Genomic DNA, 24,698 nt, shown 5'->3' with positions numbered 1-24,698 from the left:
GTTGGTCCCGTTGACCGATCGCCCACAGCTGGGAGGCGCCGAATTCGTGCTCGCCTGGGCCGCGTCGCCGGTGGCGACTTCGACTCAGTGGGCTGTCACGCTCGCGGGGATTGATCCGATGATTCGTCGGATTGCCGTAGTTTTACTCCTCGCGTGTCCAGCATGTAAAGAGTGGGAAACATAAAAGATCAGATGACTCTGGTGTACGGTGATCCGCTCCGACAGAAGGCGTCCGACGGCTTGCGTGCATCTGATCACCGGGAATCGTGGGTACCCTGCGTTCGGGAAGGTGAGAGGTGGCCGCGGTGAGCAAGACTCCTGGGTGGCTGGAAGACGGTGAGATCCCAGACGCGTTCTGGGATCGCGTCGGATCCGCCGGCCCCGGCGATGAGGGCGCGACCGCTTGGCTGAGTGTTGCGACAGCGTCCGAGATAGTCGAGTACCAACTGGCGTTCGAGCTCGCCGCGGAGGAACTCGCCGACTATTCCGACGGGCCGTGCGTCGACGCGTTCGTCTTCTCGGAGGACGACACTGAAGACTTGTGCCTCTGGATCGTTGCGCAGGGCCGTCAGGCGTGGCAGTCCGTACGAGCCGGCCGGGAGAGTCTGGCGCAAGCAGCCCGCCGGTACCTCGCCAGGCGCCTCGACGCCGAATCGGAGACGTGGACGGCGGCTGGGACCTCGGCGTACTCCATCTTCCACGACCGCTTCGGCGAGAGCCTCTCCGACCGGATGCGGGAAGTCTTAGAGCACTTCGGTGCCGCTCACGCTGGAACCGTCGCGCACGTCCAGGCGTCAGTCTGCGGGCGTGGTCAGGAGGAGGCGTCGTCCGAGTCGATCCAGAACGCCTTGTAGCTCAAGGCCGGGTGCGGATGCACCGCACGGGTCCGCCCGGCGATCCGGTAGCCGAGTGCTGAGACCTGTTGCTCCAGGATTTCTTGGCCGCTCTCCTCGTTGAACGCGCCGACCACCAGCCTGCCGCCGGGGGCCGGGATGTTCGCGTGCAGGTGCGCCAGGTAGCTGGGTCTGCGCGGCGCCGGTACGTAGTCCAGGCCGGTGCGCACGATGTCGAAGCGGCGCGGCGGCGACCAGGCGGCGGCGTTCGCGGTCCAGATCCGATCGGCCCAGGCGGGGTGTTGGTCTTGGGCCAACTGGGCCAGCTTGGCGGAGATCTCGACGCCGAACGGTTCGATGGCGATTCCGGCGTCGGCGGCCCAGCCGGTGAGGGTGTCCATCAGGTAGCCGTTGGCGCAGCCGACGTCCAGGAACGAGCCGCCGGCGGCGGGAAGGGCGTCGACGAGCAGGGCGCGGGCCCGGCGCCAGCGCGCGGCGTCGCCGGAGTGCCCGGACTGGGCGCGCGGGTTGTCGCCGCCCAGGTAGGCCGGTTCGATCAGGGCCAGGACGGCGTCGTGCCAGCCGGCCTGATCGATCCGGCCGGCGGCGTAGTCCTCGTCGATGCGGGCGATCTCGCGCCATCCGCGCTTTTTGGCGCGCGCCAGCTCCTCGGTGTCGTCCACGCCGACTCACCTTTCATGATTCGCATCACTACGGATCAGCCCAGATCAGTGCAGATCAGTGCAGATCAGTGCAGATCAGTGCAGATCATCCGCGAGGCGTTCCATGACCGCCTTCGTGACGGCCGTGTCCACCTGGGTGGTCAGCTTTTGACGGTCGCTAAGGTTCGCCAGCAGGGCGCGCAGATCAAGGTCGTTGATAGTGCGACGCAGGACGTCGTCGGTCGTGAGGGTTTTGTCGATGAGCGCGTCGGGGATCGCGCGGATCGCTGCCTTGCGCAGGCCGCTGAGGTTCGAGGCGTCGACTGCCTCGCGGGCGAGTTGCGACGCCCGCGGGAGCTTGCCGGCGGCTTTCAGACTGTCGACGGCGGTGAGCAGTCCGGCTCGCAGCGCGTTGATCTGCGCGTCGGTGCGGGTGCCGGGCTGGGCGAGCTGTAGGGCGAAGGCCTCACGGGACACGCCGATCTGGCAGGCCGCGGCGGCCAGACCGGTCAGGACGAGTTCCTCGGTCAGGCCGTCGATCCCGGTCGATACTGAGCTGACCGGTGCCGCGAGACATGAGTTGGCTGGGCGAAGCGGGCTGTAGCGGCCGCCGCCGTTGGCGAGCTGGACGGCCAGCACCCCGCTCACCAGTACGGCGGCCAGAGCCGGGAGCGCCGCCGTTCGCAGGCGGGCCGCGCTGGTCATCGCACGCCTCCTCGACGCAGCGGGATCAGGGACAGCAACGCCACGAGGGCCAGTGCCGCACCGATCAGGAAGGCGTTGCGGAACGCATGGGTGGCTGCCCGCTGGAGCTGAAGGTTGAGGTCACGTTCGAGCTGCGCCACGGCAGGTTTCTCCGCCGCGGGCACGCTCAGCTGCTGGAAGGCGGGGTCCAGGTCGGGCACCCGGCCGCTGTCCTGCTTCAGTTGATCGGCCAGTCCGCGAGCGATCGTGATTTTGTCCTGCGGCGCCAGCGGAGCGTTCAGCACCAGCGCGGTGATGGCGTCTTCCGCGGGCGGCTGAGCGCTGCGAAGGTCCGCGGTGAAGACAGGCGTGAGAATCGCGAGTCCCAGCACCACCCCCGCGTGCCGGGCCGCGATGGTCCAGCCACCGTGCCGGAAGAGCGGCGTGCGGCCGTCCATCGCCTGCAGGGTCAGAGGATCCAACGTCAGACCGAGCCCGAGTCCGACGAGCGCCTGGGGTGCGATCGTCCACGCGAGATCGGCCGAGGGCAGCAGCGCCAACCCGGTCAGGCCGCCCGCGATGAGCAGGCATCCTGACGTCGTCTGTGCCATCGGCCCCGATCGCAGCGTCCGGGTCAGCGGCCGGGCGAGGAGTGCCGCGAGCGGTATCACCGAGACCGTGACGGCTGCGACCGCCGGTGATCGACGCCAGCCGTCGACCAGGAGCAGCACGAACAGGAACAGCGCCGCGGTCAGTGCCGCCGAGAGCAGCGCCAGGGCGATGTTCGGCCGGATCCGCACGCGATGTTTCGGTGCGTGGTGTTCCTGCGTGTCGCGTTCCTCGGCGTCACGTTCCTCGGTGAGGTGTTCCTGTGTGAGGTGTTCCTGTGTCTCGTCGGCGAGGCCCTGCCCGCTCCTGCGGCGCTTGGCCAGCGCGGCAGGAACGGCCAGTACCGCGATCGGCACCTGGACGATGAAGATCGAGCGCCAGGAGAACGCATCGGTGAGCAGCCCACCGGCGACCGGGCCGACAGCGGTTCCGAACACGCCGGCGGCGATCCACCATGCCATCCCGCGACGCTCGGTCAGTTCGTCGACCAGGAGCTGAAGGCAGCCGATCACCGCGAACGCGCCGCCCACGGCCTGAACTGACCGGGCGGCGACCAGAACGTCCAGGGAACCGGCCACCGCGCACAACGCCGAGGCCCCGGCGAACACCGCGATGCCGGCCGCACACAGAACAGCCGGATCCCGTCCTTTGTAGAACCACGCGGCGGGCCGAGCGACGACGGCCAGAACGAGGTTGAACGCGATCAGCACCCAGGCGACCTGACCCACCGTGGTGTGGAGGCGCTCCAGGATCTCCGGCAGGGCGAGGGTGACCACCGCCGAGTCGGCCAGCACACACCCCACGGTCAACGCCAGTAGGGCTGCTGCCGCCCGGCGCATCCTAGAAGACCAGCTTCGTGTCGGTGAGGCGCTCGGCGATGGACCACAGCCGGGCCGGAAGGCCGCTCGCGGCAACGTCGGCGACGACGAACCGCTTTCCGGTCGGGTCAGAAATGGTGTGCACGCACGCTCCTCCTGGGTGGCAACAGCACTCTACGTGGGACACACCGGGGTATGGCTGGGTACGGCTCCCCCAGCGAACGATTCACCGGGCCGGCATGCCTCCGCGGGGGCTGCTGACCACTAGCGACATAGACCCCTCGGCTAGGTAACTATGGTCGGGGAAGTAGTCGATGTGAAGGTGGTAACCATCCTCTACGGTGGCCAAGTCGTGAAGGTTCTCGGCGAGGAGCCTCCTGGACCCCTGATCGCCACTGATGACGAGGACATTCCGCCCGGTATCGAGGTCAATCCGAACGCCAGGGCCCGAGGACTGCACTACCTGGATTCCCGCCAACCCGCCGCTGTCCCGAGTAGCCGTGGAATCGACGCGCCCAGTGCCTCGCGCCACGGCGCCGGCTAGGGCGATCAGCTCCTCTGCCGAGGCCTTGAGATCAACCTCGCCGAACGCTGTGTCTAACGTCAGTCTCACCGGGACTCCATCGTGGTGGTAGGCCGACATGTTCTCACCGGCCAGTTGACCGCGCGATAGCGTTTCGTGGCCGTCCCCGGATCTCGCACATCGCCAAGCCACGTCTCCGTAGGATTGACACATGCCAGCCTCCAAACCGCGTAAGAAGAAGTCAGCCCGCCCAAGCGGTCGGGCGAGCCGCTCGGGAAGCCCAGCCGTTCGGCGGGTCGAGGAGCAGGCGGCGAGAGTCCAGGAGGAGGCGGTGCGGACCGAGCGCCTCGCCGGACCTGAGTGGTCGCTGGCGGCGGGCCTGTTCCCGGATTTCGATCAGGAGCTCGTCCAGGAAGGGATGGAACGTGCGAAGGCTGACGCCGAGCCGGTCGTCGCGGAGCTTATCGCCGCTGACCAGCCGGTGACCTGGTTCGAGGACGAGCTGTGTCGGCGGCTGGGCGGGATCCTGGCTGCCCAGGACGCACTGACCGACGCCCTAAGGACCGACGCCCTCGGGAAATCAGGACAGGCACCGGACTTCGACGCCTACGGCCCGGAGGTGTTGCTCGACGCGTTCAACGAGGTCGTCTCGGTGACGGCCTTCAAAGCCATCGTGGGCGTCGACGATCCCGTTGAGCAGAACAGCACGTGGCGGCTGCTGCTGGCGTTGGCCCGGATCGTCCCGCACCCGGATTCCCAGACTCCCGTCGGTGCGGTCAAGAATCTACGGGAGTCCGTTCCCCAGTTCCCGGAAGCCTCGATCGACTGCACGCCGACCGGCTCGGCCCTGTGGTGCCGCGACGTTTACGGCACCCGGTTCGCCATCACGGCACCGTTCACCGCCGCCGAGGGCACCGACCGCTGGTATCTGTGGGACATCGACGTTTGCAGCGGCGAGCCCCACACTGTCGGCGCCGGCTACTTCGCCGACGCCGAGCAGGCGTTCACCGCCTGGCAGTCGGCGGTCGGACCGGATGCGACGAGCCGCTCCCGGTTCGAGCCGGTGTCCGACGCCGACCTGGCAGCCCGGATCCTCCCGGTGGCCAGCGTCCCCCGCGACGGCGGCGAATCCGAACCGCAGCTCGCCGAATTCCACCGCTGCCGCCGCCTGGCCCAGGAACTGCGCGCATCGGACCGCCTGGGCGGCGGGGCCCGCACCCAATCCGCTTGGCCGGAGCAACAGGCGGTCCAGGACGCCTGGATCGCCGAGTTCGTGACCTGGCGGGCCGAACACCGGCCCGGCCAGAGTGCGGTACCCGAGGGCTTCACAGTCGACAACGAACGGATCGAGGAGTCAGAGGTCTACAACGAACTCGCTCTCACCTGGCTCGACGAAGAGTTCCCAGATCTCGCCCACACCTGCTCACCCCACCAGATCGCCCTGACCGCCACCGCGATCCGCGACCTCTACGACGCCGACTTCGCCCACGTCCTGCTGCGCCTGCTCCCGGACCTCACCACCTGGCTGGCCGAACGCATGGCCCTCCCGCAAGACGCCGCCGACCAGGTACGGGCCTCCGCCGAGCACGCGGCGCGCCCTGACTTCGGACCGGATGACCGGGCCGCCGACCTGATGGCCCAGATCCGGGAGTAGCACAGCACCAACTCCCCCCTTTCCCAGGCGGCGTGCGGAATCCGCACGTCGTCTGTCGTCTGTCGTCTGTCATCTGTCGTCTCCGGCCGGGTCGCGCAGCGGACGCTTCTTGCTGCGCAAGTGAGGTTAGGCTAGCCTAACCTCACTTTTGATCAACCCTCCGGAAGGAAGCCATGGAACAGGCTGGGGACGTTCGCACCATCGCGGCCTCCGTTCCGCTCCTTCCGCCCCTTCCGGTCGTCCCCGGCAGCAACAAGCGCACGCGGTTGTTCCTCGGGCTGGCGGCGTGCGCCGTCCTGCTCGCGGCGGCGACCTTCGCCAGCTTGGCGTTGGGGAGCAAGCCGATCGCGCTGGGGACGGTGCTGCACGCGCTCGTCCATCACGACAACAGCGACGACGCGTTGATCGTCAGGGATCTGCGGCTGCCGCGGACGGTGATCGGCCTCGCCGTCGGGGCCGCCCTCGGCCTGGCCGGGACGTTGATGCAGGCCGTGACCCGCAACCCGCTGGCCGATCCCGGGCTGCTCGGCGTCAACATGGGGGCCTCGGCCGCCGTGGTGGTCGGCATCGCCGTCCTGCATCTGGACCCGCAGACCGCTCAGGTGTGGCCGGCCCTGCTCGGTGCCGGGATAGCCGCGCTGCTGGTACACACCCTCGGCGGGCGGGGGCCGCGCGGGACCGCGCCGATCCGGTTGGCGCTGGCCGGTGCGACCGTGAGCGCCGTCCTCGGCGCCCTGGTCAGTGCTCTGACTTTGTCGGACCGGTCGGCGTTCCAGGACTTCCGGTTCTGGTCGGTCGGCTCGCTGGCCGGGCGCTCGTTGTCGGTCCTGGGGCAGACCGGGGGCTTCATGCTCCTCGGCGCGCTGATCGCGCTGCCGTTGGCGGGCTCGCTCAACGCCCTGGCCCTGGGCGAGGACACCGGTCGCGCGCTCGGCGTGCGCCCGGGCCGGGTCGGCGCGCTGGCGTTGGTCTCGGTGACGCTGCTGTGCGGCGGCGCGGTGGCCGCCGCCGGCCCGATCGGGTTCGTGGGGCTGGCCGTGCCGCACGCCGCACGCCAGATCACCGGCCCGGACCACCGCTGGCTGCTGCCCTACACGATGCTTCTGGCGCCGACCCTGCTGCTGGCCGCCGACGTGGTCGGCCGGCTCATCGCGCCGCCGGGCGAGGTGGACGTCGGGATCGTCACCGCGCTCGTCGGGGCTCCGGTGTTCATCGCGCTGGCCCGTCGGCGCCGGGTGAGGCAGGTATGAGGGCCCGGATAGGTATGAGTGCTCGGATAGATATGAGGGCCCGGATATCCACGGTGCCGGCCGGCTCCGGCCGAGCGGCGCGCCTGCGCCCGGTCACGGTCCGGATCGGCGCCAAGCGCGGCCGACCGGGTCGCTCGGTCATCTCCTTCCGTCTGAGTCTGCGGGCCTGCCTGGTGATCGCGGCCCTGGTCGCGGCCGGGCTGGTGATCAGCGCCCTGACGTTGAGCACCGGGAGCTATCACGTCCCGCTCTCGGATGTGGTGCGCACGGTTTTCGGCGACGGCAGCACCCTGGACCGGTTCATCATCACCCGGCTGCGCGAGCCCCGGCTGCTGACCGCGCTGGCGGTCGGTGCGGCGTTGGGCGCCGGAGGGGCGTTGTTCCAGAGCGTCTCCCGCAATCCGCTGGGCAGCCCCGACATCATCGGATTCGACACCGGGGCGGCGACCGGCGCGTTGATCGTCATCACCCTGATCCACGGCACGGCCGCCCAGACCGCCGCCGGAGCGGTACTCGGCGGCCTGGCCACGGCGGCGGCCGTCTACTTCCTGGCCATGCGGCACGGTGTGCACGGCTACCGGCTGATCCTGGTGGGCATCGGGGTCGGCGCGCTGCTGTCGGCGGTGAACGGGTACCTGCTCATCCGCGCCAGCGAGAACGACGCGCAGTCGGCCGCCTTGTGGCTGATCGGGAGCCTGAACGGCCGCGGCTGGGACTACGTCGGGCCTGAGGCCCTGGCGCTGGCGGTGCTGCTGCCCGCCGCGTGGTGGATCTCGCGGGCGCTGGGCGTGTTGGAACTCGGCGACGACCTCAGCCGCGGGCTGGGTCTGCGCGTCGAGTGGCTGCGCGGCACCGCGTTGCTGGTCGGCGTGGCGCTGGCGGCGAGCGCGACCGCCGCGGCCGGACCGGTCGGTTTCGTGGCGCTGTCCGCCCCGCAGATCGCCCGCCGGCTCACCGCGACGGCCGGTCCCAACACGCTGACTTCGGCGCTGGCCGGAGCCGTCCTGCTGGCCGGCAGCGACTTGGCGGCCCAGCAGTTCCCGACCGGCCTGCCGGTCGGGGTGGTCACCGCCGTCCTCGGCGGCCTGTATCTGGCCTGGCTGTTGAGCCGGGAATGGCGGAAGGGACGCCCATGAGCCCCGACACGAACACCGACACGAGTACGAGTACGGGTATGGGTACCGACTCCACCGACCGACACCGCTTGTCGGCCCGGAACCTGACCGTCGGCTACCACGGCAAGCCGGTGATCGACGAGCTGGACGTACACATCCCCGACGGATCCTTCACGGTGATCGTCGGCGCCAACGGCTGCGGCAAGTCGACTCTGCTGCGCACCCTGGCCCGGGTGCTCTCGCCGCTGCGGGGCACCGTCTTCCTGGACGGCGAACCGATCCACGCGCTGCCTCCCAAACAGGTCGCACGTCGCCTGGGCCTGCTACCGCAGGGCCCTGTCGCCCCGGACGGCATCACCGTGCTGGACCTGGTCGCCCGCGGCCGGCACCCGCACCAGAACCTGCTGAGCCGATGGTCGGAAGCCGACGAGCGCGCGGTCCGCGACGCGATGGCCGCCACCGACACCACTGAGCTCGCGGACGCCTACCTGGACGAACTCTCCGGCGGCCAGCGGCAGCGGGTCTGGCTCGCGATGGCCCTGGCCCAGGAGACCGGCATCCTGCTGCTGGACGAGCCGACCACCTTCCTCGATCTGGCCCACCAGGTCGAAGTGCTGAACCTGTGCGCCCGGCTGCACGCCGCCGGACGGACCCTGGTCGCGGTCCTGCACGACCTCAACCTGGCCTGCCGCTACGCCGACCATCTGATCGCCATGCGGGACGGCGCGATCGCGGCCGTCGGCCGTCCCGGCGAGGTCGTCACCCCCGAGCTGATCGAGGACGTCTTCGGTCTGCCCTGCCGGGTCATCGACGATCCCGAGACCGGCACCCCGCTGGTCATCCCCCTGGCACCGAACCCCCTGCGCCAAGAAGCGAGTTCGTCGTGAAAGCCCTGCGCGCGGTGCGCGCCCTGCTGCCCGGCGCCACCCCACGACTACTTCCCGACCACTGACCACCCCAAAGGAACCGCGCACCATGTCGCCGACACCCTTCGCCACACCCATCGCCCCCACCCGCAGCACCCGCTACCGGGCCTCCGTCCCGTTCGTCCCGTCCCGGCGCCGCCTGCTCGGCGCCTCGATAGCCGGGGCGGGCCTTTCCGGCCTGCTCGCCGCCTGCGGCTCGGACCAGACCCCCGCCGCCCAGGCGGCCGGTTCAGGGTCCTGGTCCTTCACCGACGACCGGGGCACCACCGTGAGGCTGCCGACCCAACCGCGGCGCGTGGCCCTGCTCACCGACACCGTGACCTCGGCACTGTGGCCCGCCGGGCTGCGTCCCGTCGCCGCGTTCGCCAGCGACCCGGCCACCACCGAGTCCGTCCAGCTGAACCTGGCCAAGGAGGGCATCGTCCAGATCGGCGGCAAGGACGGGCAGCTGGACCTGGAGGCACTGGCCGGCGCCAAGCCCGATCTGCTCATCGACGTGGTCCAGGCCGACGGCGCCTTGCAGACCATCAGCAAGACCGCGGCCGCCGCGCAGATCGCACCGGTCGTCGGGATCAGCATGTACCAGCCGATCGAGCACATCGTCACCACCGCGGAGAACATCACCGCGGCCGTGGGCGCACGGCTGGCCGACACCGAGGCGAAGACCGGTTATCAGAGCGCTGCGGAGAAGGTGCGCAGCGCGGTGAAGAGCAACCCCGGCGTGCGCGTCGGATTCGTGTTCGACATCGGTGCCACCGAACTGGGTGTGATGAACAGCGGCACCTGGCCGATCCTGAAAACCGTCGCCGGGCTCGGCGTCGAGCTGGTCGCCATCGCGCAGAGCGAGAAGAACACCTACAGCGAGCCGATCAGCTGGGAACGCGCGCCACAGATCCCGGCCGACCTGCTCGTGTGGGCCGTCACCGACCCGCTGCCGACCAATCCGCTGTGGGCGAAGATCCCGGCGGTCGCGGCCGGCCAGTCCTGGCGGCCCGAGCTCGCCTCCTGGTACACCTACAGCTACGCCAACTTCACCGGGCTGCTCACGGGACTGGCCGACCACCTCGCCTCCGCGAAGCCCGGCATCGGGCCGACCTCCCCGCTGTCGTAGAGGTCTGCCGCTCCCGTGGATACCGAGACCCTGCCCGCCTCCGCGCCTTCGCTGATCCGCGCTGCTCTGCTGTCGCGACGACGAGACCTGGCGATGGCGTGCCTGTTGTACAGCAGCCACCAGCTCGGCGAATCGCTGGTGCCGGTGGTGGTCGGCGCGGCGATCGCGGCGGCGGCCGACGGCGGGCCGGCGAGGACCGCGCCCTGGCTGGCCGTGCTCGCCGCCGACTTCGCGCTGTTGTCGCTGTCGTTCCGGTTCGGGGCCCGGGCCAGCCAGCGGGCCAAGCAATACGCCGCCCACGAGGTGCGCATGCTGGTCGTCGACCGGGCCGTCCGGCCCGGCGGCGGCGTCGAACCCCCGCCGGGAGCGCTGCTGACCCTGGCCGGCAGCGACGCGGCACGCATCGGTGCCTTCGCCGGCATCTGCGCCTCCGGGCTGGCCGCCGCGGTGGCATTGGTCGTCGCCACCGCGCTGCTCATGTGGTTCTCCCCCGTGCTCGGCGCGGTGGTCCTGGTCTGCGTGACCGTGCTGCTGCTCGCCATCAGCAAGGCTTCGGACCGGCTGCGCGCCGGTTACCGGGGAGAACAGCAGGGCTCTGCGGACGCGGCCACCCTCGCCGAGGACATCGTGCGCGGTCTGCGAGTCCTGCGCGGAATCGGTGCCGAGCGCGCGGCCGCCGACGCCTATACAGCCGCCAGCCGATCGGCGCTCAACGCGGCGGCACGCACTGCGCGCATGGAATCCTCGCTCGCCGGACTCAGGACCCTGGCCACCGGCACCTACCTGATGGTGATCGCCGGGGTCGGCGGATGGCTCGCCCTGGGCGGCCGGCTCAGTCTCGGACATCTCGTCTCGGCGCTGGGCCTGGCGCAGTTCCTCACCGGTTCGCTCCAGACGCTGTTCGGTCTGGGTCCGGCGCGCGCCAGGGCGATCGCATCGGCGGAACGCGTCTTGGAGTTGGTTCGAGCTCCGGTCGGCGTCATCGAGCCACAAGTGCCGGGACTCGAAGCTCCGGACGGTCGCGACGCATCCAACGTATCTGATGTATCTGATGTATTTGATGCATCTGACGCCGATCTACAGTTCCGCGCCGCGGTCGGACGCTCCGGCACCGCGCTGGACTTCACCGTCCAGCCCGGCCGGATCACCGGGCTGGTCGTGGACGACACCCGCGCGGCGGCCGATGTCCCGGCGCTGCTGGCTCGCGAATACGACCCGGTTCGGGGCGAGGTACGGCTCGGTGGCAGGGCCCTGCGGGACTACGATCTCGACACCCTGCGGTCGACGGTGCTCGTCGCGCTCCACGATGCCGCCCTGTTTCCGGGGACGGTCCGCGACAACCTGGGGGCACACGGATCCGCTGATGCGGCGCGGACAGCTACCGCGGACCAGGTCATCAGTACCCTGTCGGAGGGTTGGGACACGGTACTGAGCGAAGGGACCCGATCGGTGTCCGGCGGGCAACGCCAGCGGCTCGCGCTGGCCCGGGCGCTCGCGGCGCGGCCCGCCGTTCTGGTGCTGCACGATCCCACGACCGCCGTCGACAGCGCCACGGAGGCCGTCATCGCCGACAACCTGCGCCGCTACCGGGAGAATCAGACCACGTTGATCGTGACCACGAGCCCGACGCTGCTCTCACGCTGCGATCGGGTGGTGTTCTGCGACAGCCGGGGAGCGGTGGACAGCACTCATGACGAGCTCGTCGCGTCGCTGGACGCTTACCGCGCCGTGGTGGTCCGGTGAGCGTCGGGGCCGCTATCACGCCTGCTATGGCCCCCGTTACCGCCCCTGCTGCCGCCACCGCACGCCTGCTACCGGTCGCCGACAACCGCCACTGCCTGGCCTGGGCCACCGGCCACGCGCGCCGTCGGCCGGGGCTGCTGGCCGCGGCCCTCGGCGCGATGGTGGTGACGGCGGCGATGGGCCTGGCCGCGCCACTGGCCACCGGCGAGATCGTGCAGGCACTGGTAGAGCGGCGCGGGCGGGGGGCGGCGGTCGGTCCCGTCATCGGCCTCGCGCTGGCCGTGCTCGTGGGCGCGCTGGCGGCCCGGACGGCGGGGCGGCTCTCGGCCCGGCTGGTCCTGCCGGCCGTCGCCGAACTGCGGGAGGACGTCCTGGCCGCCGCTGTCGCCCTGCCGGTGGACGTGGCCGAGGCCGGGGGCTCCGGGGACCTGATCTCCCGAGTCTGCAACGACGTCGATCAGATCACCGAGGCCGCGCAGGAATCCCTCGCGGACTTCACCTCCGCCGCACTGGCCGTCTGCGCGGCCTTCATCGGTCTGGCCGCGCTGGACTGGCGCTTCCTGCTCGCCGCGTTGCCGGCCGTGCCGATCCAGCTGTGGACGCTGCGCTGGTATCTGCGGTCGTCGCGGCCGGTCTACGCCGCCGGGCGGATCGCCGAGGGGCGGCGCACCGAATCGCTGCTCGGGACGTTCGCCGCCCTGCCCACTGTTCGTGCCCTGCGACTCGGGCCGGCCCGCCGCGCCGCGGCCGCGCGCTCCTCGCTGGACGCGGTGTCGTATGAGATCCAGGCGACCCGCCTGGCCACCAGGTTCTACGGTCGGCTGAACGGGGCCGAGCTCATCGGCCTCGGCACCATCCTGGCCACGGCCGCGGTCCTGATCCACGACGGCGGTACCACTGTCGGCGCCGCCACAAGCGCCGCGTTGTTCTTCGTCGGTCTGTTCAACCCGATCAACACAGTGCTCGGCGTGTTCGACGATCTTCAGCAGGCGGGTGCCGGAATCGCGCGGCTGCTGGGGGTCCGCGACCATGAGGCCGTCCCTGTCCCTGTCCCTGTCCCGAGGTCCGACCGCGCCGCTGCCGCTGCCGACTCTTCTCTAATCATCGACGAGGTCAGCTTCCGCTACGGTCCGCCCGGTACGCAGGAGGCTGTGTCCGGGATCAGCATCGACGTCGCACCCGGCCGGCACGTCGCGGTCGTCGGAGTCAGCGGGTCCGGCAAGTCCACGCTCGCCGGCCTGGCAGCCGGCCTGTACACGCCGGGCTCAGGCAGCGTCACCATCGGCGGAGCGCCGGTCGCCGGCCGGGTCGCCTTGATCGCCCAGCAGCCGCACCTGTTCGCCGGAACCGTCGCGGACAATCTGCGCCTGGCCGCGCCGGAGGCCGACGACGCACGGATCAGCGCCGTACTGGCCACCACCGGCGCCTTGTCCTGGGTATCAGCCCTGCCGCAAGGCACGGAGACCCTCATCGGCGCCGGCGGCCACCCGCTGACCGGCGGCCAGGCCCAGCACCTCGCCCTGGCCCGGCTGCTCCTGCTGGACCCGCCCTTCGTCATCCTCGACGAGGCGACCGCCGAGGGCGGCAGCGACGCGGCCAGGTCTTTGGACGAGGCGGCGCGAGCGGCGACCCGGGATCGCGGGGCGCTGATCATCGCACACCGGCTCTCCCAGGTGGTGGCCGCCGCGCAGATCGTCGTGCTGGCCGACGGCCGCGTCGTCGAGCGCGGTACCCACGACGAGCTGCTGGCGGCCGACGGACACTATGCCCATCTCTGGCTGGCGTGGTCCCGGCACCGCAGCTGAGCCAACTCCAGATCTTGGCACGCCTCTTAGGTGAGGCTAACCTAAGTTCATTCCAGCCTAGGTTCATTCCATGACCGGCCCAAGCCTCGGAGACTCGCTGATGAGCGCCACCCTGACCACCCCGCCCGATCTGAAGGTGGACGAAGAGTTCACCCGCATCGTCAACGAGCTGACCCGGCGCGGACTGCTGGCCGGCGGGATCGCCGGGTTGGCCGGCCTCGGCCTGGCCGCGTGCGGCGGGAGCGATGGCAAAGGCCACACTCCCTCGGCATCGGGCTCGACCCGGACCGTGAGCAGCGTCAACGGCGCCATCGCGGTGCTCGCCAACCCGACCCGGGTGGTCACGCTCGACGGCTTCACCATGGCCGCCATGTTCGACCTGGGTGCGGCCCCGATCGGCGTCTACAGCGCCGGGGAACAGTACGTCGAGCCGCAGTTCGTCGAACGCTGGCGGCAGATTCCGAAGATCTCCGACGGCACCGTCGGCGGCGCGGTGGACCTGGAGAAGGTGGTGGCGCTGCGGCCAGACCTGATCCTCGGCATCGACGGACAGAAGCCGCCGTACGAACAGCTCAAAGAGATCGCGCCGACTGTGATCCTGCCGTTCAACGCCAGCAACGCCCCCTGGCGCGACATGGCCCAGGACACCGCCACCGCGCTCGGACAGGCCGACGCCCTCGCCGCGCTGCGTAAGCGCTACACCGAGCGTGCCGCCGGGATCAAGGCCACGTACGCGGACGAGCTCGGCAAGCTGCGCTGGAACCTGCTTCAAGGCGGCTTCGACAACGGCCAGTTCTGGCTCTACGGAGCGGCCTCCCCGATCGGCGGCATCCTCGCCGACGCCGGGGTGAAGTTCGCCGACGCCTCGCAGGCCGTGGGCGCCACCGGCCAGCAGAGCATGTCCTACGAGACGATCGGCAAGCTCCAGAACGCCGACGCGATCTTCTACTACGCGACCAACACCGGAGCGCCCGCGAACCTCGGTCCGCAGCTGTTCGCGCAACCGCTGTGGAAGACCCTGCCCGCGGTGACCACTGATCGCCTCTACGGGACCGTCTACTTCCTGCCGTCCGGCTACAGCGACGCCCTCGGCGTACTGGACGCGTTGGAGGCCGCACTCAAGAAGCTCGCCGCGTAGAACTCATAGAGCTCTGCATTGGTCGAGGTGGCGACCGCAGCGGTCTCCGCAGTCTTCCGCGGTCGCCATCAGAGCTCGGCGGTCAGCTACCGACGAGCATCTGCCAGGTCTGCGGTCCCACCTGGCCGTCCACGCCCAGGCTGTGCGCGGACTGGAAGGCGCGGGCGGCGCTGACGGTGCCGGAACCGAAGTTGCCGTCGACGGAGAGGTTATAGCCGAAGCGGTTCAGCTCCACCTGCGCAGCGCGGACGTCGTCGCCGCTGGAGCAGTCCTGGACCTGGCCACAGCAGCGCCACCGGCGAGGGTCAGCAGCCTGCGTCGGGACAACCGATGGCTATCGACAAACTGGTTCATGACACGTTCCAATCCTTGGCGTGTGGTTGCGAGGAGCAACACGGGAACCGATGGGCGACGCGGCATTCGTTCGAGCCCGGCCGGAGGGGCGCAGGTCATGCGGACACCGGCAACACGAGCTGCCCATCGTCGGCGACGCCCCGGACCGGCAGCTAGACCAGCCCGCGACTATGCGGCGCTCCCCCGACGCGACAACGCCGCTGCCTGCGGTTTGGGCCGTGGGTCAGGCAACTGTCGAATGCGCGCTTGAACGCAGAACGCTGAGTTGACAGGCTGATCAGTCCAAGATCTCCACGATCTTGTCCACAGGCACCCGTCATCTAGCGCTTTCAACGCCACCGTGGTGTATCGATGCCCAGCAGATAGACACCGAGCGCAGCCAACGCGACCCCCGCGGCCTTCTCCACCGCCTCACGCGTGCGCGAGCGGGGAACCGAGCGCGGGGCCGACCAGCGGCATCCCGGCCTCGAACGCAACGAACAACGCTGTGATCCGCCGCCGCACTTGCGGCTTCACCTTGGCCGCACCGACCGCCGCAGCGACAGCGAACGTGTCGACGCCCAGATGGCGCCGCCCGCACGCCCGCACGCCCGCACGCCCGCACCAGGGACGTGGCGCCTACACATCCACGTCAGATCGTCCACATCAGATTGTCGCCAGTTCGGTGGCGAGCTCGTCCAAGCCCAGGGAGCCCTGGGAGAGCGCGGCCATGTGCCAGGCTTTCAGGTCGAAGGATTCGCCGTGGGCCTTGCGGGCGGCGTCCCGGCCCGCGAGCCAGACCCGCTGGCCCACCTTGTAGGTGATGGCCTGCCCGGGCAGGCTGAGGTAGCGGATGATCTCGGCGTCGAGCTGGTCGGCGGGCAGCCCGCAGAAGGCACCGTAGAACTCGCGGGCGTTGTCCGGGGTCATCGTCTGGCCGGGGAAGACCGGTGACGTCGCGGGGAAGGCGAGCCCGGCGTGCAGGCCGATGTCCATGACGACCCGCTGGACGCGCTGCATCTGAGCGTTGAGATAGCCCAACCGGACCCCGGGGTCGTTCGCGTAATAGCCGAGCTCGTCCATGAATTGCTCGGCGTACATCGCCCAGCCCTCGGCGTTGGCGGCGACGAAGCCCATGGTGCTCTGGTAGACGGTGAGTTCCTTGGCCAGGTACGTCCACTGACCCAGCTGCATATGGTGGCCCGGGACACTCTCGTGGTACCACAGGTCAGCCAGCCGCCAGACCGGGAAGCGGTCCTTGCCGCCGGTCGGCAACCAGGTCCGGCCCGGACGGGAGAAGTCGACAGACGGCGGGCTGTAATAAGGGGCGGCCGCCGACGCGCCGGCCGGCGCGATCATCGCCTCCACTTTGAGCAGCGGTTCGGCGAGGTCGAAATACTCGCCCTGCATGTCGTCGATCACCCGGTCGATCTGCTCCTGTAGAAAGGCGCGGATGGCGTCGACTCCGTCATAGGCCTCGCCGTGCTCGTCGAGCCAGGCCATCGCCTGGAGCGGCGTCGAACCCGGCAGCACCGCGTCGGCGACCTGCCGCATCTGCGCGCCGACATCTGCGAACTGCTCCCACGCCCAGCTATAGGCCTCCTCCAGGTCGAGGTCGGTGCCGCACCAGAAGCGCACCCAGCGCGCGTAACGCTCCGACCCGACCGTTTCCGGCCGACCGGCTGCGGCCGGAGCGTAGACCCGGCTCAGCCAGTCCTTCATCCCGGCCATCGAGGCATTCGCCGACGCCGCAGCCACGGCCACCTCGGATCGGACCGATTCCGGCGCCCCGGAGGCGAAGTCGCCGAACCAGCCGGCCGCACCCTTCCCGGACGTCATCTGGCCCAGTGCGTCGAGCACGGCGGCGACTTGTCTCGGACCGCACAGCAATTCGCGGCCGATCGCGTCGGCCAGCGTGGCCTGGTACTGCTTAAGCGCCTCCGGGATGTTCGCCATCCGGCGGCCGATGGCCTGCCAGTGCTCGGGGGTGTCGGTGGGCATCAGGGTGAAGATGTCGCGCAGGCCCATCAGCGGCGACGCCGACGGCGCGGTCAGCGTGAGGACGTTGAACGGCAGCACCGAGCGCCGGTCCTCACCGGCCTCGCGCAGCGCCAGCTCGGCGGTCAGACGCTCCCGAAGCAGCTTTCCGCAGCGCTGCTCCCCGGCATCGACGACACCGCCGGACCGTACGGCGGCGTCCACCTCGGCCAGCGTGCTGCGCGCCAGGTCTGCGACGGCGGCCAGGCCGGCCGGCGACAGATCCGGAAGCCTGCCGTCGGGGGTGTCGAGCCCGGTCCGCACCGCCAGATAGGCATCCAGCCCGGCCAGCGTGCGGATGTAGTCGTCGGCGATGGCGCGGGGCAAACGGACAACGGTGGTCGAGTTGGTGTGCTGAGACATCGCGCGCTTCCCTCCACAGCCGGCGATCGGCGATCGATCCGCTGAGAAAAGTATGATCGTCTTTGCGCGGCATCACCCGCTGAGCATCGCATTCGCCGCTTTTGGTAGAACTGTCAACCTCCAGCTTCGCTCGGGCCCCAGCAGTACGTGAAGCCGGCAGTACGTGAAGATCGAGTCACGGTCTCGGGTCAGGCGCCCGAAAGGCACCGGTCTCGGCCGACGCTCCAGGACCTCGCAGGAGGCGGCCGGCGGCGGCCCGTCGCCGAGCAGTCGGGCGAGTGCTCCGGCGGGTCGCGGTGGCCACGGCGCTGGATACCGCGGCTGTCACGGGGTCCGACCGCCGCACCGGCGGTTACGAGCCAGCTGAATTGTTTGCAATTCCGCGTACTGGATACCATGAGCCGCGGAGCAATTTCAGCGGGGCTGATCCGCGACGCCGTCGCTCGGGCGCCGCCGCAAATAGCGGGATTGCGGATAGCTGGAATATTATCCCGCCGTGCCGCGTTTTCGCGGCCGTGCACGTCAAAATCTTGGAGGAACTATGGCTACGGACTATGACGCCCCACGCAAGACCGACGAGGACCTCGCCGAGGACAGCATCGAGGAGCTGAAAGCCACCCGCACCAAGGCCGTCGTCCAGGTGGCTGAACTGGACGAGAGCGACAACGAGTCACTGGAGCTGCCCGGAGCGGACCTTTCGAACGAACAGCTGACCGTTCGAGTCCTGCCGCCCCAAAGCGACGAGTTCACCTGCACCAGGTGCTTTCTGGTCCAACACCGAAGCCTCCTGGCCCGCCACACTCGCCGCGAATGGATCTGCAAAAGCTGCGCTTGAGCCACTTCCGCGTCGGCTCTATACGGAGATCTGCATCACACCCACCGCACAAACCAGGCTTCGGCCGACCACTCGACCGCCTCGTCGACGGCGTCAACCCGCCAGCCAGCCTTGCGAGCAGGGTGCATCCAGACGCCGGACGCCGTCATCCGACAGCGCGTCAAGACACATCCGCCAGATGGCCTTCGGTATCGCCTGAAGCGCTCCCGCCCTACACGAACGCCGTCGTCGGCTCCGCCTGGAACGACCGGAGCCGGCCAGACTCACCTTCGTCGGCCACAACAAGACATCACTCACAACTGCTCTCGAAACGCTGTGAGCACCTTCCCGAGGCGCCGGACACGCGCATCTCGCGTGTAGCTACCGTCAACGTCGCAGTACCCGACGGGTCTGGCATAGCAAAGGCATTTGCCCCGCCGACATCGTCGGCAGCTGTCACGCCGCCGTTGTGGATGCGAGAATCAACGCCATCTTTTTGGCACAGCCGCCGTGAACCGGATCGACGTCATCTATACAGTCGCTATCGGCTGGCTGGTCTGGTAAACGTTGATTGCGGTCTCGGCAGCCCGTCCCAAGCAGAGTGAGGCGCCCGTGACCGGCACTGCCTGTCAAAGGAGTCCGCGTGGGGAACACACTCAGCGTTGAATTCGTCAAAGTCTCCGACCAGGCGTGCCTGGCGCGTGCTCGCCGCGCTGACTCGGCGATGATCGAGACGACAGCCACAGCCAAGGACGGCCTGCCCCACGACCTTGAGCACCTCATCGTCGAAGCGGCGCTCGATTGCCATCAGGGATTCTGGGGAAGGGTGTGGCGTGGCGCCGAGTTCGCCAACATCAACGTTATCCACAACGGCCCACGGCGGCGTCCGCGGTCGCATAACCGTGAATTGACCAAGGGATACAACGGTTGGAATGAGGACCTTGTGACCAAGGTCGCCGCCGTACTCGACGAGGCGACAGCACGAGGGTGGTCCCCTCCAGGCCGACTGCCCGACGTGCCGGCTCTGGCGGTCCTGCTCGACGCCCGACGCCGCCCTCCCGTGGAGGCGATCATCGACCGGGGTCGGATAATCACGGCGGTGACCGAGCTGTTCGAGGCCCGCCGGGCATGGTCGGCGCTGCCGATCGGCGAGTCGCTCACCCACACGTGGCAGCGCCGCCAGCGCCGCGGGTGAGCGCTTCCACACCGCCAGCGGCGGGCGGTCATCCAGCCCCCTTCGCACCGACGGATCGAGGCCACTCATAACACTTGAGGGCGGCATCGACACCACGCAGGTTGAGCCCGCAGCGGCACTGGCGGTGGTCCGCGCTCAGAACAGCCCGTCGGTCGAGTCGGTGATCCGCCTGCCGACTCCTCCGTCGCGGACCTCGACGATCGGCGCGGGGCAGTCGCGCTGACGCAGCGTGACTGGTCCGAGCCGCCACGGGTGGTGGACGTGTGTCGGGTCAGTCAGCGCCCCATCGATACCAGACGATTGCAGGTCACATCCGGATTCGTATATCCGAGGCCCACAGGTTCAGCAGCACATACTACCCGTATCACCGTAGTTCGTGAGATTCTCGTCATGCTAGAGCGTCGCCGCTCGCGCCTGGACCTGGATCCGCAACACTAATTGAATCAACAACTTCTGCAATACGAAGAGAACGCCGCAACGCGCTGGCAGTACTGCACAGATCAGATTTGAACGGATCACAAAGATCCGCCATCCCCACTCCGCAACCGCACCAACGGTGCAGTACGAGCCATGCCCGCTAAACGAAAGGTTGAGCCACAGCCCCCTGACTCGCCTCGACGCCTATCCAATCACTACATACGTTTGTTGGATGGCGCCTCCGTGTTCGATCTGGGAGACTCGAGAACGAACTGAGGCGATTCGATCGGGGGATGCGGGGAAGCCTTTGACCTTTGATCACCTTTGCGAGGGGAAGCATGGAGATCAGTATTCTTGGTCCAGTATCAATTGTGCACGATGGAATTCACCGTGAGATAAAAGCGAGCAAGGTGCGGGCTCTGCTCGCCACGCTCGCGTTGGAGCCCGGGCGCGCCGTGGCACGTGTCGAACTCGCTGAGGAGCTCTGGGCGGGGCAGCCGATGCGCAACACGCACAATGCCCTCCAAGTGACGGCGACGCGGGTGCGCAAGATCCTTGATACAGCGGGGGGAGCTTCCGTAGGGACGTTGCTTCGCGCCGTACCCAAGGGTTACCTGCTGGATCTGCCGGCGGGGTGGATCGACAGCAACCGGTTCCTCGACACTGCTGCGCAGGGAACTGCTCAGCTGGCGAAGAATCCCTTACGCGCCGCGGAACTGCTGGAGTCGAGTCTGCAACTCTGGCGAGGGTCGGCATTGTTCGACGCGGGCGATGGGATGCGCTGCCGGGGCGCCGCCGCGCTCCTGGACGAGCGCCGGCTTGTGGCGTGGGAGGACCTGATCACGGCGAGGATCGCCTTGGGCCACGAGCGGGAGACGGTTCCTCAACTCCAGCAGCTGACGGCCCGCTATCCGCTGCGTGAGCGCTTCTGCGAACTGCTGATGCTGGCTCTGTACCGGACCGGCCGGCAGAGCGAGGCGCTGGAGGCCTACGCCATCACCCGTCGCCACCTTGACGACCAGCTGGGTGTGCGACCCGGCGACGGGCTCCTGCGCCGGCAGGCGCAGATCCTGGAACAGGCACCGGATTTGAACGATCTCTCGGTGGTGTGGACCGAACGGGAGCTCTCTGCTTCCCGCTCAGCCACGGTGGGATCACGTATGCATTGCTGAGCCTTCGCCCAGCAAGGTGATGAGCCCGGTCTCGTAGGCGACCGCGACGGCCTGTGCGCGGGTTCGCACGCCGAGCCTGCCGAGGAGCTGGTGGACGTGGGAGCGCACCGTCGCGTCCGACACCGCCAGCTTCTCGGCGATCTGCACGTTTGAACATCCTTGCGCGAGCAGGAGCATGGTCTCTGCTTGACGTGCGCTCAGCTTGGCGGCCAGGTGCTGGGATGCGTCGGAGTGCCAGTGCCCCGGCTCGCGTCGAAGCTCGAGTGCGGCAGCGGCCGGCATGATCATCATGTCGCTGATCACGACCATGCGCAGAACCTGAAGCAGGTCTTCCGCCGAGCCGTCTTGGGACAAGATGGCATGCACGCCTCGGCGCATCGCCTCGACGGCCCGGTGGGCGTTCTCCCCCTTGGCCGCCAGGACCACCTTGGTGACCTCGGCGAGGGCGCCGAGCTCGTGGACGTCGTTGATCGTCAGGGCCGGGGAGACGACGATTGTCACGTCGGGCCGCAGTTCTCGGGCGGCGTCCAGGATGACGTCACCGGCGCCCTCGCCGACCACAGTGAAGTCTTCCGCCTGCGTGAGAAGCAGCCGCAGACAACCGGACAGCATCGATCCATCGCAGCATAGAAGGACTCTGAGCTTCATATCCGTGCTCCGGTATGACGACGGCCAGTTTGGCGGTGTGCGTCAGCATGGCGGTGCGCGTCAGCGCGGGGCAGCACACGGGCCGCGTCAGGCCCCTGCGACACGCGACAAGATCCGACGTTCATGAAATCCCCCATATTATGTACCCGAGTGGTCACGCTATGCGAAAATCCTGCCCTTAAACCAGGATCGACAATCTCAGTGGCACGCGACCGGAACGACGGCAGTTCGGCACTGCCGTCGCCGGTCGGTACGGTCCCGCCGACGGTCAGGACCGCGCGGGGGTTTCGGCATCGCGCACCGGGGTCGCCTCAGTGGCATCCGGCTTACGCCACAGCGCGCTGGGCCACCAGATACGGCGGCCGATGTCGAGGTTCAGGGCGGTCACCATGACCGAACGGACGATGACGGTGTCGATGAGGACGCCGAAGGCGACCGCGAACCCGAGCTCGGCGAACTGGGTCAACGGCAGGGTGCCCAGGACGGCGAAGGTGCCGGCGAGGACGATGCCGGCGGAGGTGATGACACCGCCGGTGGACGCCAGGCCACGCAACGTGGCGGGACGTGTTCCCACATTGTGGGCTTCTTCTCGGATCCGGGTCATCAAGAAGATGTTGTAGTCGATCCCCAATGCGATCAGGAAGACGAAGACGTAGAGCGGGAATGAATTGTCCTCGGCCCCGAAGTGGAAGACGTGCCGGAACACCAGCGCGCTCACGCCCAGGGTGGTGGCGCAGGACAGCACGACCGTGCCGATCAGCAGCAACGGGCTCACCAACGCGCGCAGCAGGAGGATCAAGATGGCGAGCACCACGGCCAGGACGATGGGCGCGATCAGCTCGCGGTCGTGCTCGCTGGCGCTTCGGGCGTCCAGGTTCATGGCGCTGTCCCCGCCCACCTTGGCGTCCGCGCCCGCGACGGCGTGCACGGCGGTGCGGGCGTTTCGCACGGTGACGTAGGCCGCCGAGCTGTCCGGCGCGCCGGTGAGAGTCGCCTCCTGGTAGGCGTACCCGTTCTTCAGCACGGGCGCGGTGACGCTGCCCGGCGCGATCCCGGGCACCGTTTGCAGTGCCTGGTGCACCTGGTCCGCGCCCCCGGCGCGCGCGGTGATCACCAGCGGGCTGGCGACCGCCGCGTCGAAGTGGCGGGCGACGGCGGCGTTGCCGACCACCGAGTCCTGGGTGGCCGTGAACTCCTGGGCGACCGACAGGCCGCCGGAATGCAGTTGCCCGATGCCGATGGCCCCCACGGCGAGGATCAGCGCGGTGCCGATCCAGGCCAGGCGTGGGCGGCGGGCGATCCGGTCGCCGACGGCGGCCCAACGGCCCACGTTCGCGTGCTCGCCGTCGCCGACGCGGGGAACGGAGGGCCAGAAGATCCACCGGCCGCAGAGGACCATGAGCAGGGGGAACAAGGTGAGCATCACCAAGGCGCCCACCGCGATGCCGACCGCGAACACCGGCCCGAGGCCCCTGGTGGCGTTCATGTCGGCGAAGCTGAGGCAGAGCATGCTGATCGCGACGGTGGCCGCGCTGGCGATCACCGCGGGCCCGGACCGGCGCAGGGCGACCGACATGGCCTCGACGCGGCTGTCGTGGTTGCGCAGCTCTTCGCGGTAGCGGGCGATCAGCAGGAGCGAGTAGTCGGTGGTGGCGCCGAAGACGAGGATGGTGAGGATGCCGGCGCCGTCGGAGCTGACCGTGAGTCCGGCATGGGCCGCCAGCAGGTAGATGATCCCCTGCGCCACCGTCAGCGCGATGCCCGCGCAGATGATGGGGAACAGCCACAGCACGGGACTGCGGTAGGTCAACAGCAGGATGGCGATGACGACGACGAGCGTGGAGTACAGCAGGGTGCCGTCGATGCCGCCGACCGCTTTACTCAGGTCGGCCGAGTACCCCGCGGGTCCGGCGACATGGATCGCGAGGCCGGGCGGCGCCTGGTTCGCGGCGATGCCGTGCAGCGCGCTCACAGCGCCTTTGGCCTTGGTGAGGTAGTTCTGGCCGAGGTTGAGCGGGATCACCGTCTGGGCGGCCTGGCCGTCTGTGGAGAACTGCGGACCGAAGACCTGGCCACTGAGGTCGGTGAGGGTGGCGTACTGCTTGGCGTCGGCCGTGGCCTTGGCCCGGTCCTGCGCCGTCAGGCCGCCGGCGCGCTCGTAGACGATGACGGCCGGTACCGTGTCCGGGTTCTGGAACAGCGACTGGATCTTGTAGACCTGGGTGGACTCCGCGCTGCTGGGCAGGGACTCCTCGACCGTGTTCTTCTCAGCGCCGGAGAGTTTGCTGGAGAAGCCGGCCGTGGTGCCGATGACGATCAGCCAGAGCACGACCACCAGATAGAGCACCCGGCGGCGCCGGAACGGGAGGAAGGTGCTGCTCGCCGACCGCGGCGGCGCCGTTCCGGCGGGCGATGCGGCAGGCGATGCGGCGGGCGATTCTGACGAGGGAGGTCGTTGTGTCGTCATCGGATGGTTCGTCCTTTCAGGCGGCCAGGTAGCCCGGCTCGATGGGATCCCCGGAGATCTCGGACACGACCGAGGCCAGCGCGGAGAACTCGGCGCTGAGTGAGCGGAACGCGCTGATCCGCATGTCCCGCTCGAACGCCGCACGACTGGCGGCCCAGATGATCTCGAAGAAGTGGACCTTGGCATCCGGATCATCGGAGACCCGGTGCACGGTGAAGGCGTTCACGCTGGGCAGCTGAGGACAGGTCGCGTAGTCGGTCTCGCGGACCCAGGCCTCGAATCGGGCGGGGCTGACTCCTGGGCGCAGCCGGATGGGATGAACGATCACGTGCATGGCGACTCCATCGTCGATCGGAACTCGGGGGTGGATCTGATTCGGCA

21 protein-coding genes and 1 pseudogene are annotated in these 24,698 nt (G+C 69.0%); 12 read left to right on the top strand and 10 right to left on the bottom strand.

What is annotated here, in order from left to right; all coding sequences use genetic code 11:
• The first annotated feature begins 305 nt into the window (after positions 1 to 305).
• A complete protein-coding gene (locus IZR01_RS06850) occupies positions 306 to 854 on the top strand; it encodes a hypothetical protein (protein ID WP_194923311.1) in 549 nt (182 codons plus the stop codon).
• On the opposite strand, the gene IZR01_RS06845 is transcribed toward IZR01_RS06850, so the two are convergent.
• From IZR01_RS06845 to IZR01_RS06830, 5 genes are all read right to left on the bottom strand, one after another.
• Complete coding sequence (locus IZR01_RS06845; protein WP_194923310.1) at positions 812 to 1,516, bottom strand: class I SAM-dependent methyltransferase; 705 nt, start codon at positions 1,514 to 1,516, stop codon at positions 812 to 814. The genes IZR01_RS06850 and IZR01_RS06845 overlap by 43 nt on opposite strands.
• 75 nt (positions 1,517 to 1,591) lie before the next feature.
• On the bottom strand, positions 1,592 to 2,200 hold the full coding sequence (locus IZR01_RS06840) for a hypothetical protein (protein WP_194892205.1): 609 nt from the start codon (positions 2,198 to 2,200) through the stop codon (positions 1,592 to 1,594).
• On the bottom strand, positions 2,197 to 3,627 hold the full coding sequence (locus IZR01_RS06835) for an MFS transporter (RefSeq protein WP_194923309.1): 1,431 nt from the start codon (positions 3,625 to 3,627) through the stop codon (positions 2,197 to 2,199). The genes IZR01_RS06840 and IZR01_RS06835 overlap by 4 nt, the downstream gene beginning before the upstream one ends.
• 1 nt (position 3,628) lies before the next feature.
• Positions 3,629 to 3,751: a hypothetical protein gene (locus tag IZR01_RS52135; RefSeq protein ID WP_267254771.1), complete on the bottom strand. Its 123-nt coding sequence runs from the start codon at positions 3,749 to 3,751 to the stop codon at positions 3,629 to 3,631.
• A gap of 81 nt (positions 3,752 to 3,832) precedes the next feature.
• Positions 3,833 to 4,249: an Imm32 family immunity protein gene (locus IZR01_RS06830; RefSeq protein WP_194923308.1), complete on the bottom strand. Its 417-nt coding sequence runs from the start codon at positions 4,247 to 4,249 to the stop codon at positions 3,833 to 3,835.
• 211 nt (positions 4,250 to 4,460) lie between these two features.
• On the opposite strand from IZR01_RS06830, the gene IZR01_RS06825 reads away from it, so the two are divergent.
• The 8 genes from IZR01_RS06825 (at position 4,461) to IZR01_RS06790 (ending at position 14,871) form a co-directional block, all read left to right on the top strand.
• Positions 4,461 to 5,783 carry a hypothetical protein gene (locus tag IZR01_RS06825; protein WP_194923307.1) on the top strand — a complete coding sequence of 441 codons (1,323 nt, stop codon included), beginning with the start codon at positions 4,461 to 4,463 and terminating at the stop codon, positions 5,781 to 5,783.
• Between the two features lie 173 nt (positions 5,784 to 5,956).
• Entirely contained in the window at positions 5,957 to 7,033 is a 1,077-nt protein-coding gene (locus IZR01_RS06820) for a FecCD family ABC transporter permease (RefSeq protein WP_194923306.1), read from the top strand.
• A gap of 32 nt (positions 7,034 to 7,065) precedes the next feature.
• Positions 7,066 to 8,169: a FecCD family ABC transporter permease gene (locus IZR01_RS06815; protein WP_228558986.1), complete on the top strand. Its 1,104-nt coding sequence runs from the start codon at positions 7,066 to 7,068 to the stop codon at positions 8,167 to 8,169.
• A 38-nt stretch (positions 8,170 to 8,207) separates the two neighbouring features.
• The gene (locus tag IZR01_RS06810; RefSeq protein WP_369125350.1) at positions 8,208 to 9,035 is read left to right on the top strand and encodes an ABC transporter ATP-binding protein; all 828 of its coding nucleotides are present in this window, start codon (positions 8,208 to 8,210) and stop codon (positions 9,033 to 9,035) included.
• Positions 9,036 to 9,123: 88 nt separating this feature from the next.
• Positions 9,124 to 10,185, top strand: coding sequence for an ABC transporter substrate-binding protein (locus IZR01_RS06805; RefSeq protein ID WP_194892212.1), 1,062 nt, complete (start codon positions 9,124 to 9,126; stop codon positions 10,183 to 10,185).
• 15 nt (positions 10,186 to 10,200) lie between these two features.
• Positions 10,201 to 11,928, top strand: a complete 1,728-nt coding sequence (locus IZR01_RS06800; protein WP_194923304.1) for an ABC transporter transmembrane domain-containing protein — start codon at positions 10,201 to 10,203, stop codon at positions 11,926 to 11,928.
• A gap of 26 nt (positions 11,929 to 11,954) precedes the next feature.
• Complete coding sequence (locus IZR01_RS06795; RefSeq protein WP_194923303.1) at positions 11,955 to 13,733, top strand: ABC transporter ATP-binding protein; 1,779 nt, start codon at positions 11,955 to 11,957, stop codon at positions 13,731 to 13,733.
• A gap of 70 nt (positions 13,734 to 13,803) precedes the next feature.
• The gene (locus IZR01_RS06790) at positions 13,804 to 14,871 is read left to right on the top strand and encodes an iron-siderophore ABC transporter substrate-binding protein (RefSeq protein WP_228558985.1); all 1,068 of its coding nucleotides are present in this window, start codon (positions 13,804 to 13,806) and stop codon (positions 14,869 to 14,871) included.
• Between the two features lie 82 nt (positions 14,872 to 14,953).
• Here IZR01_RS06790 and IZR01_RS06785 read toward each other — a convergent pair.
• Together IZR01_RS06785 and IZR01_RS06780 are read right to left on the bottom strand one after the other, a co-directional pair.
• A pseudogene (locus IZR01_RS06785) lies at positions 14,954 to 15,121 on the bottom strand (peptidoglycan-binding domain-containing protein); the annotation flags it as partial.
• 749 nt (positions 15,122 to 15,870) lie between these two features.
• Complete coding sequence (locus IZR01_RS06780; RefSeq protein ID WP_194923301.1) at positions 15,871 to 17,604, bottom strand: DUF885 domain-containing protein; 1,734 nt, start codon at positions 17,602 to 17,604, stop codon at positions 15,871 to 15,873.
• A gap of 541 nt (positions 17,605 to 18,145) precedes the next feature.
• On the opposite strand from IZR01_RS06780, the gene IZR01_RS06775 reads away from it, so the two are divergent.
• The 3 genes from IZR01_RS06775 (at position 18,146) to IZR01_RS06765 (ending at position 21,202) form a co-directional block, all read left to right on the top strand.
• Positions 18,146 to 18,439 (top strand): DUF4193 domain-containing protein, encoded by a 294-nt coding sequence (locus IZR01_RS06775; protein ID WP_194892219.1) that lies wholly within the window; start codon positions 18,146 to 18,148, stop codon positions 18,437 to 18,439.
• A gap of 622 nt (positions 18,440 to 19,061) precedes the next feature.
• A complete protein-coding gene (locus tag IZR01_RS06770) occupies positions 19,062 to 19,613 on the top strand; it encodes a hypothetical protein (RefSeq protein WP_194923300.1) in 552 nt (183 codons plus the stop codon).
• Positions 19,614 to 20,368: 755 nt separating this feature from the next.
• Positions 20,369 to 21,202 (top strand): AfsR/SARP family transcriptional regulator, encoded by an 834-nt coding sequence (locus IZR01_RS06765; RefSeq protein WP_194892221.1) that lies wholly within the window; start codon positions 20,369 to 20,371, stop codon positions 21,200 to 21,202.
• On the opposite strand, the gene IZR01_RS06760 is transcribed toward IZR01_RS06765, so the two are convergent.
• The 3 genes from IZR01_RS06760 to IZR01_RS06750 all read right to left on the bottom strand — a co-directional run bounded on the left by IZR01_RS06760 (position 21,185) and on the right by IZR01_RS06750 (position 24,651).
• A complete protein-coding gene (locus IZR01_RS06760; protein ID WP_228553984.1) occupies positions 21,185 to 21,814 on the bottom strand; it encodes a response regulator transcription factor in 630 nt (209 codons plus the stop codon). The two genes, IZR01_RS06765 and IZR01_RS06760, sit on opposite strands and share 18 nt — an antisense overlap.
• 304 nt (positions 21,815 to 22,118) lie before the next feature.
• The gene (locus IZR01_RS06755; RefSeq protein ID WP_194923299.1) at positions 22,119 to 24,317 is read right to left on the bottom strand and encodes an MMPL family transporter; all 2,199 of its coding nucleotides are present in this window, start codon (positions 24,315 to 24,317) and stop codon (positions 22,119 to 22,121) included.
• Positions 24,318 to 24,333: 16 nt separating this feature from the next.
• Positions 24,334 to 24,651, bottom strand: coding sequence for a RedY/HapK family protein (locus IZR01_RS06750; protein WP_194892224.1), 318 nt, complete (start codon positions 24,649 to 24,651; stop codon positions 24,334 to 24,336).
• Positions 24,652 to 24,698: the final 47 nt, after the last annotated feature.

Source organism: Catenulispora pinisilvae (assembly GCF_015356865.1).
In the GTDB taxonomy this organism is placed as follows: Bacteria; Actinomycetota; Actinomycetes; order Streptomycetales; family Catenulisporaceae; genus Catenulispora; species Catenulispora pinisilvae.
The sequence above is the reverse complement of the archived record's forward strand: the minus strand, read 5'-3'. Positions and strand labels throughout refer to the sequence as shown.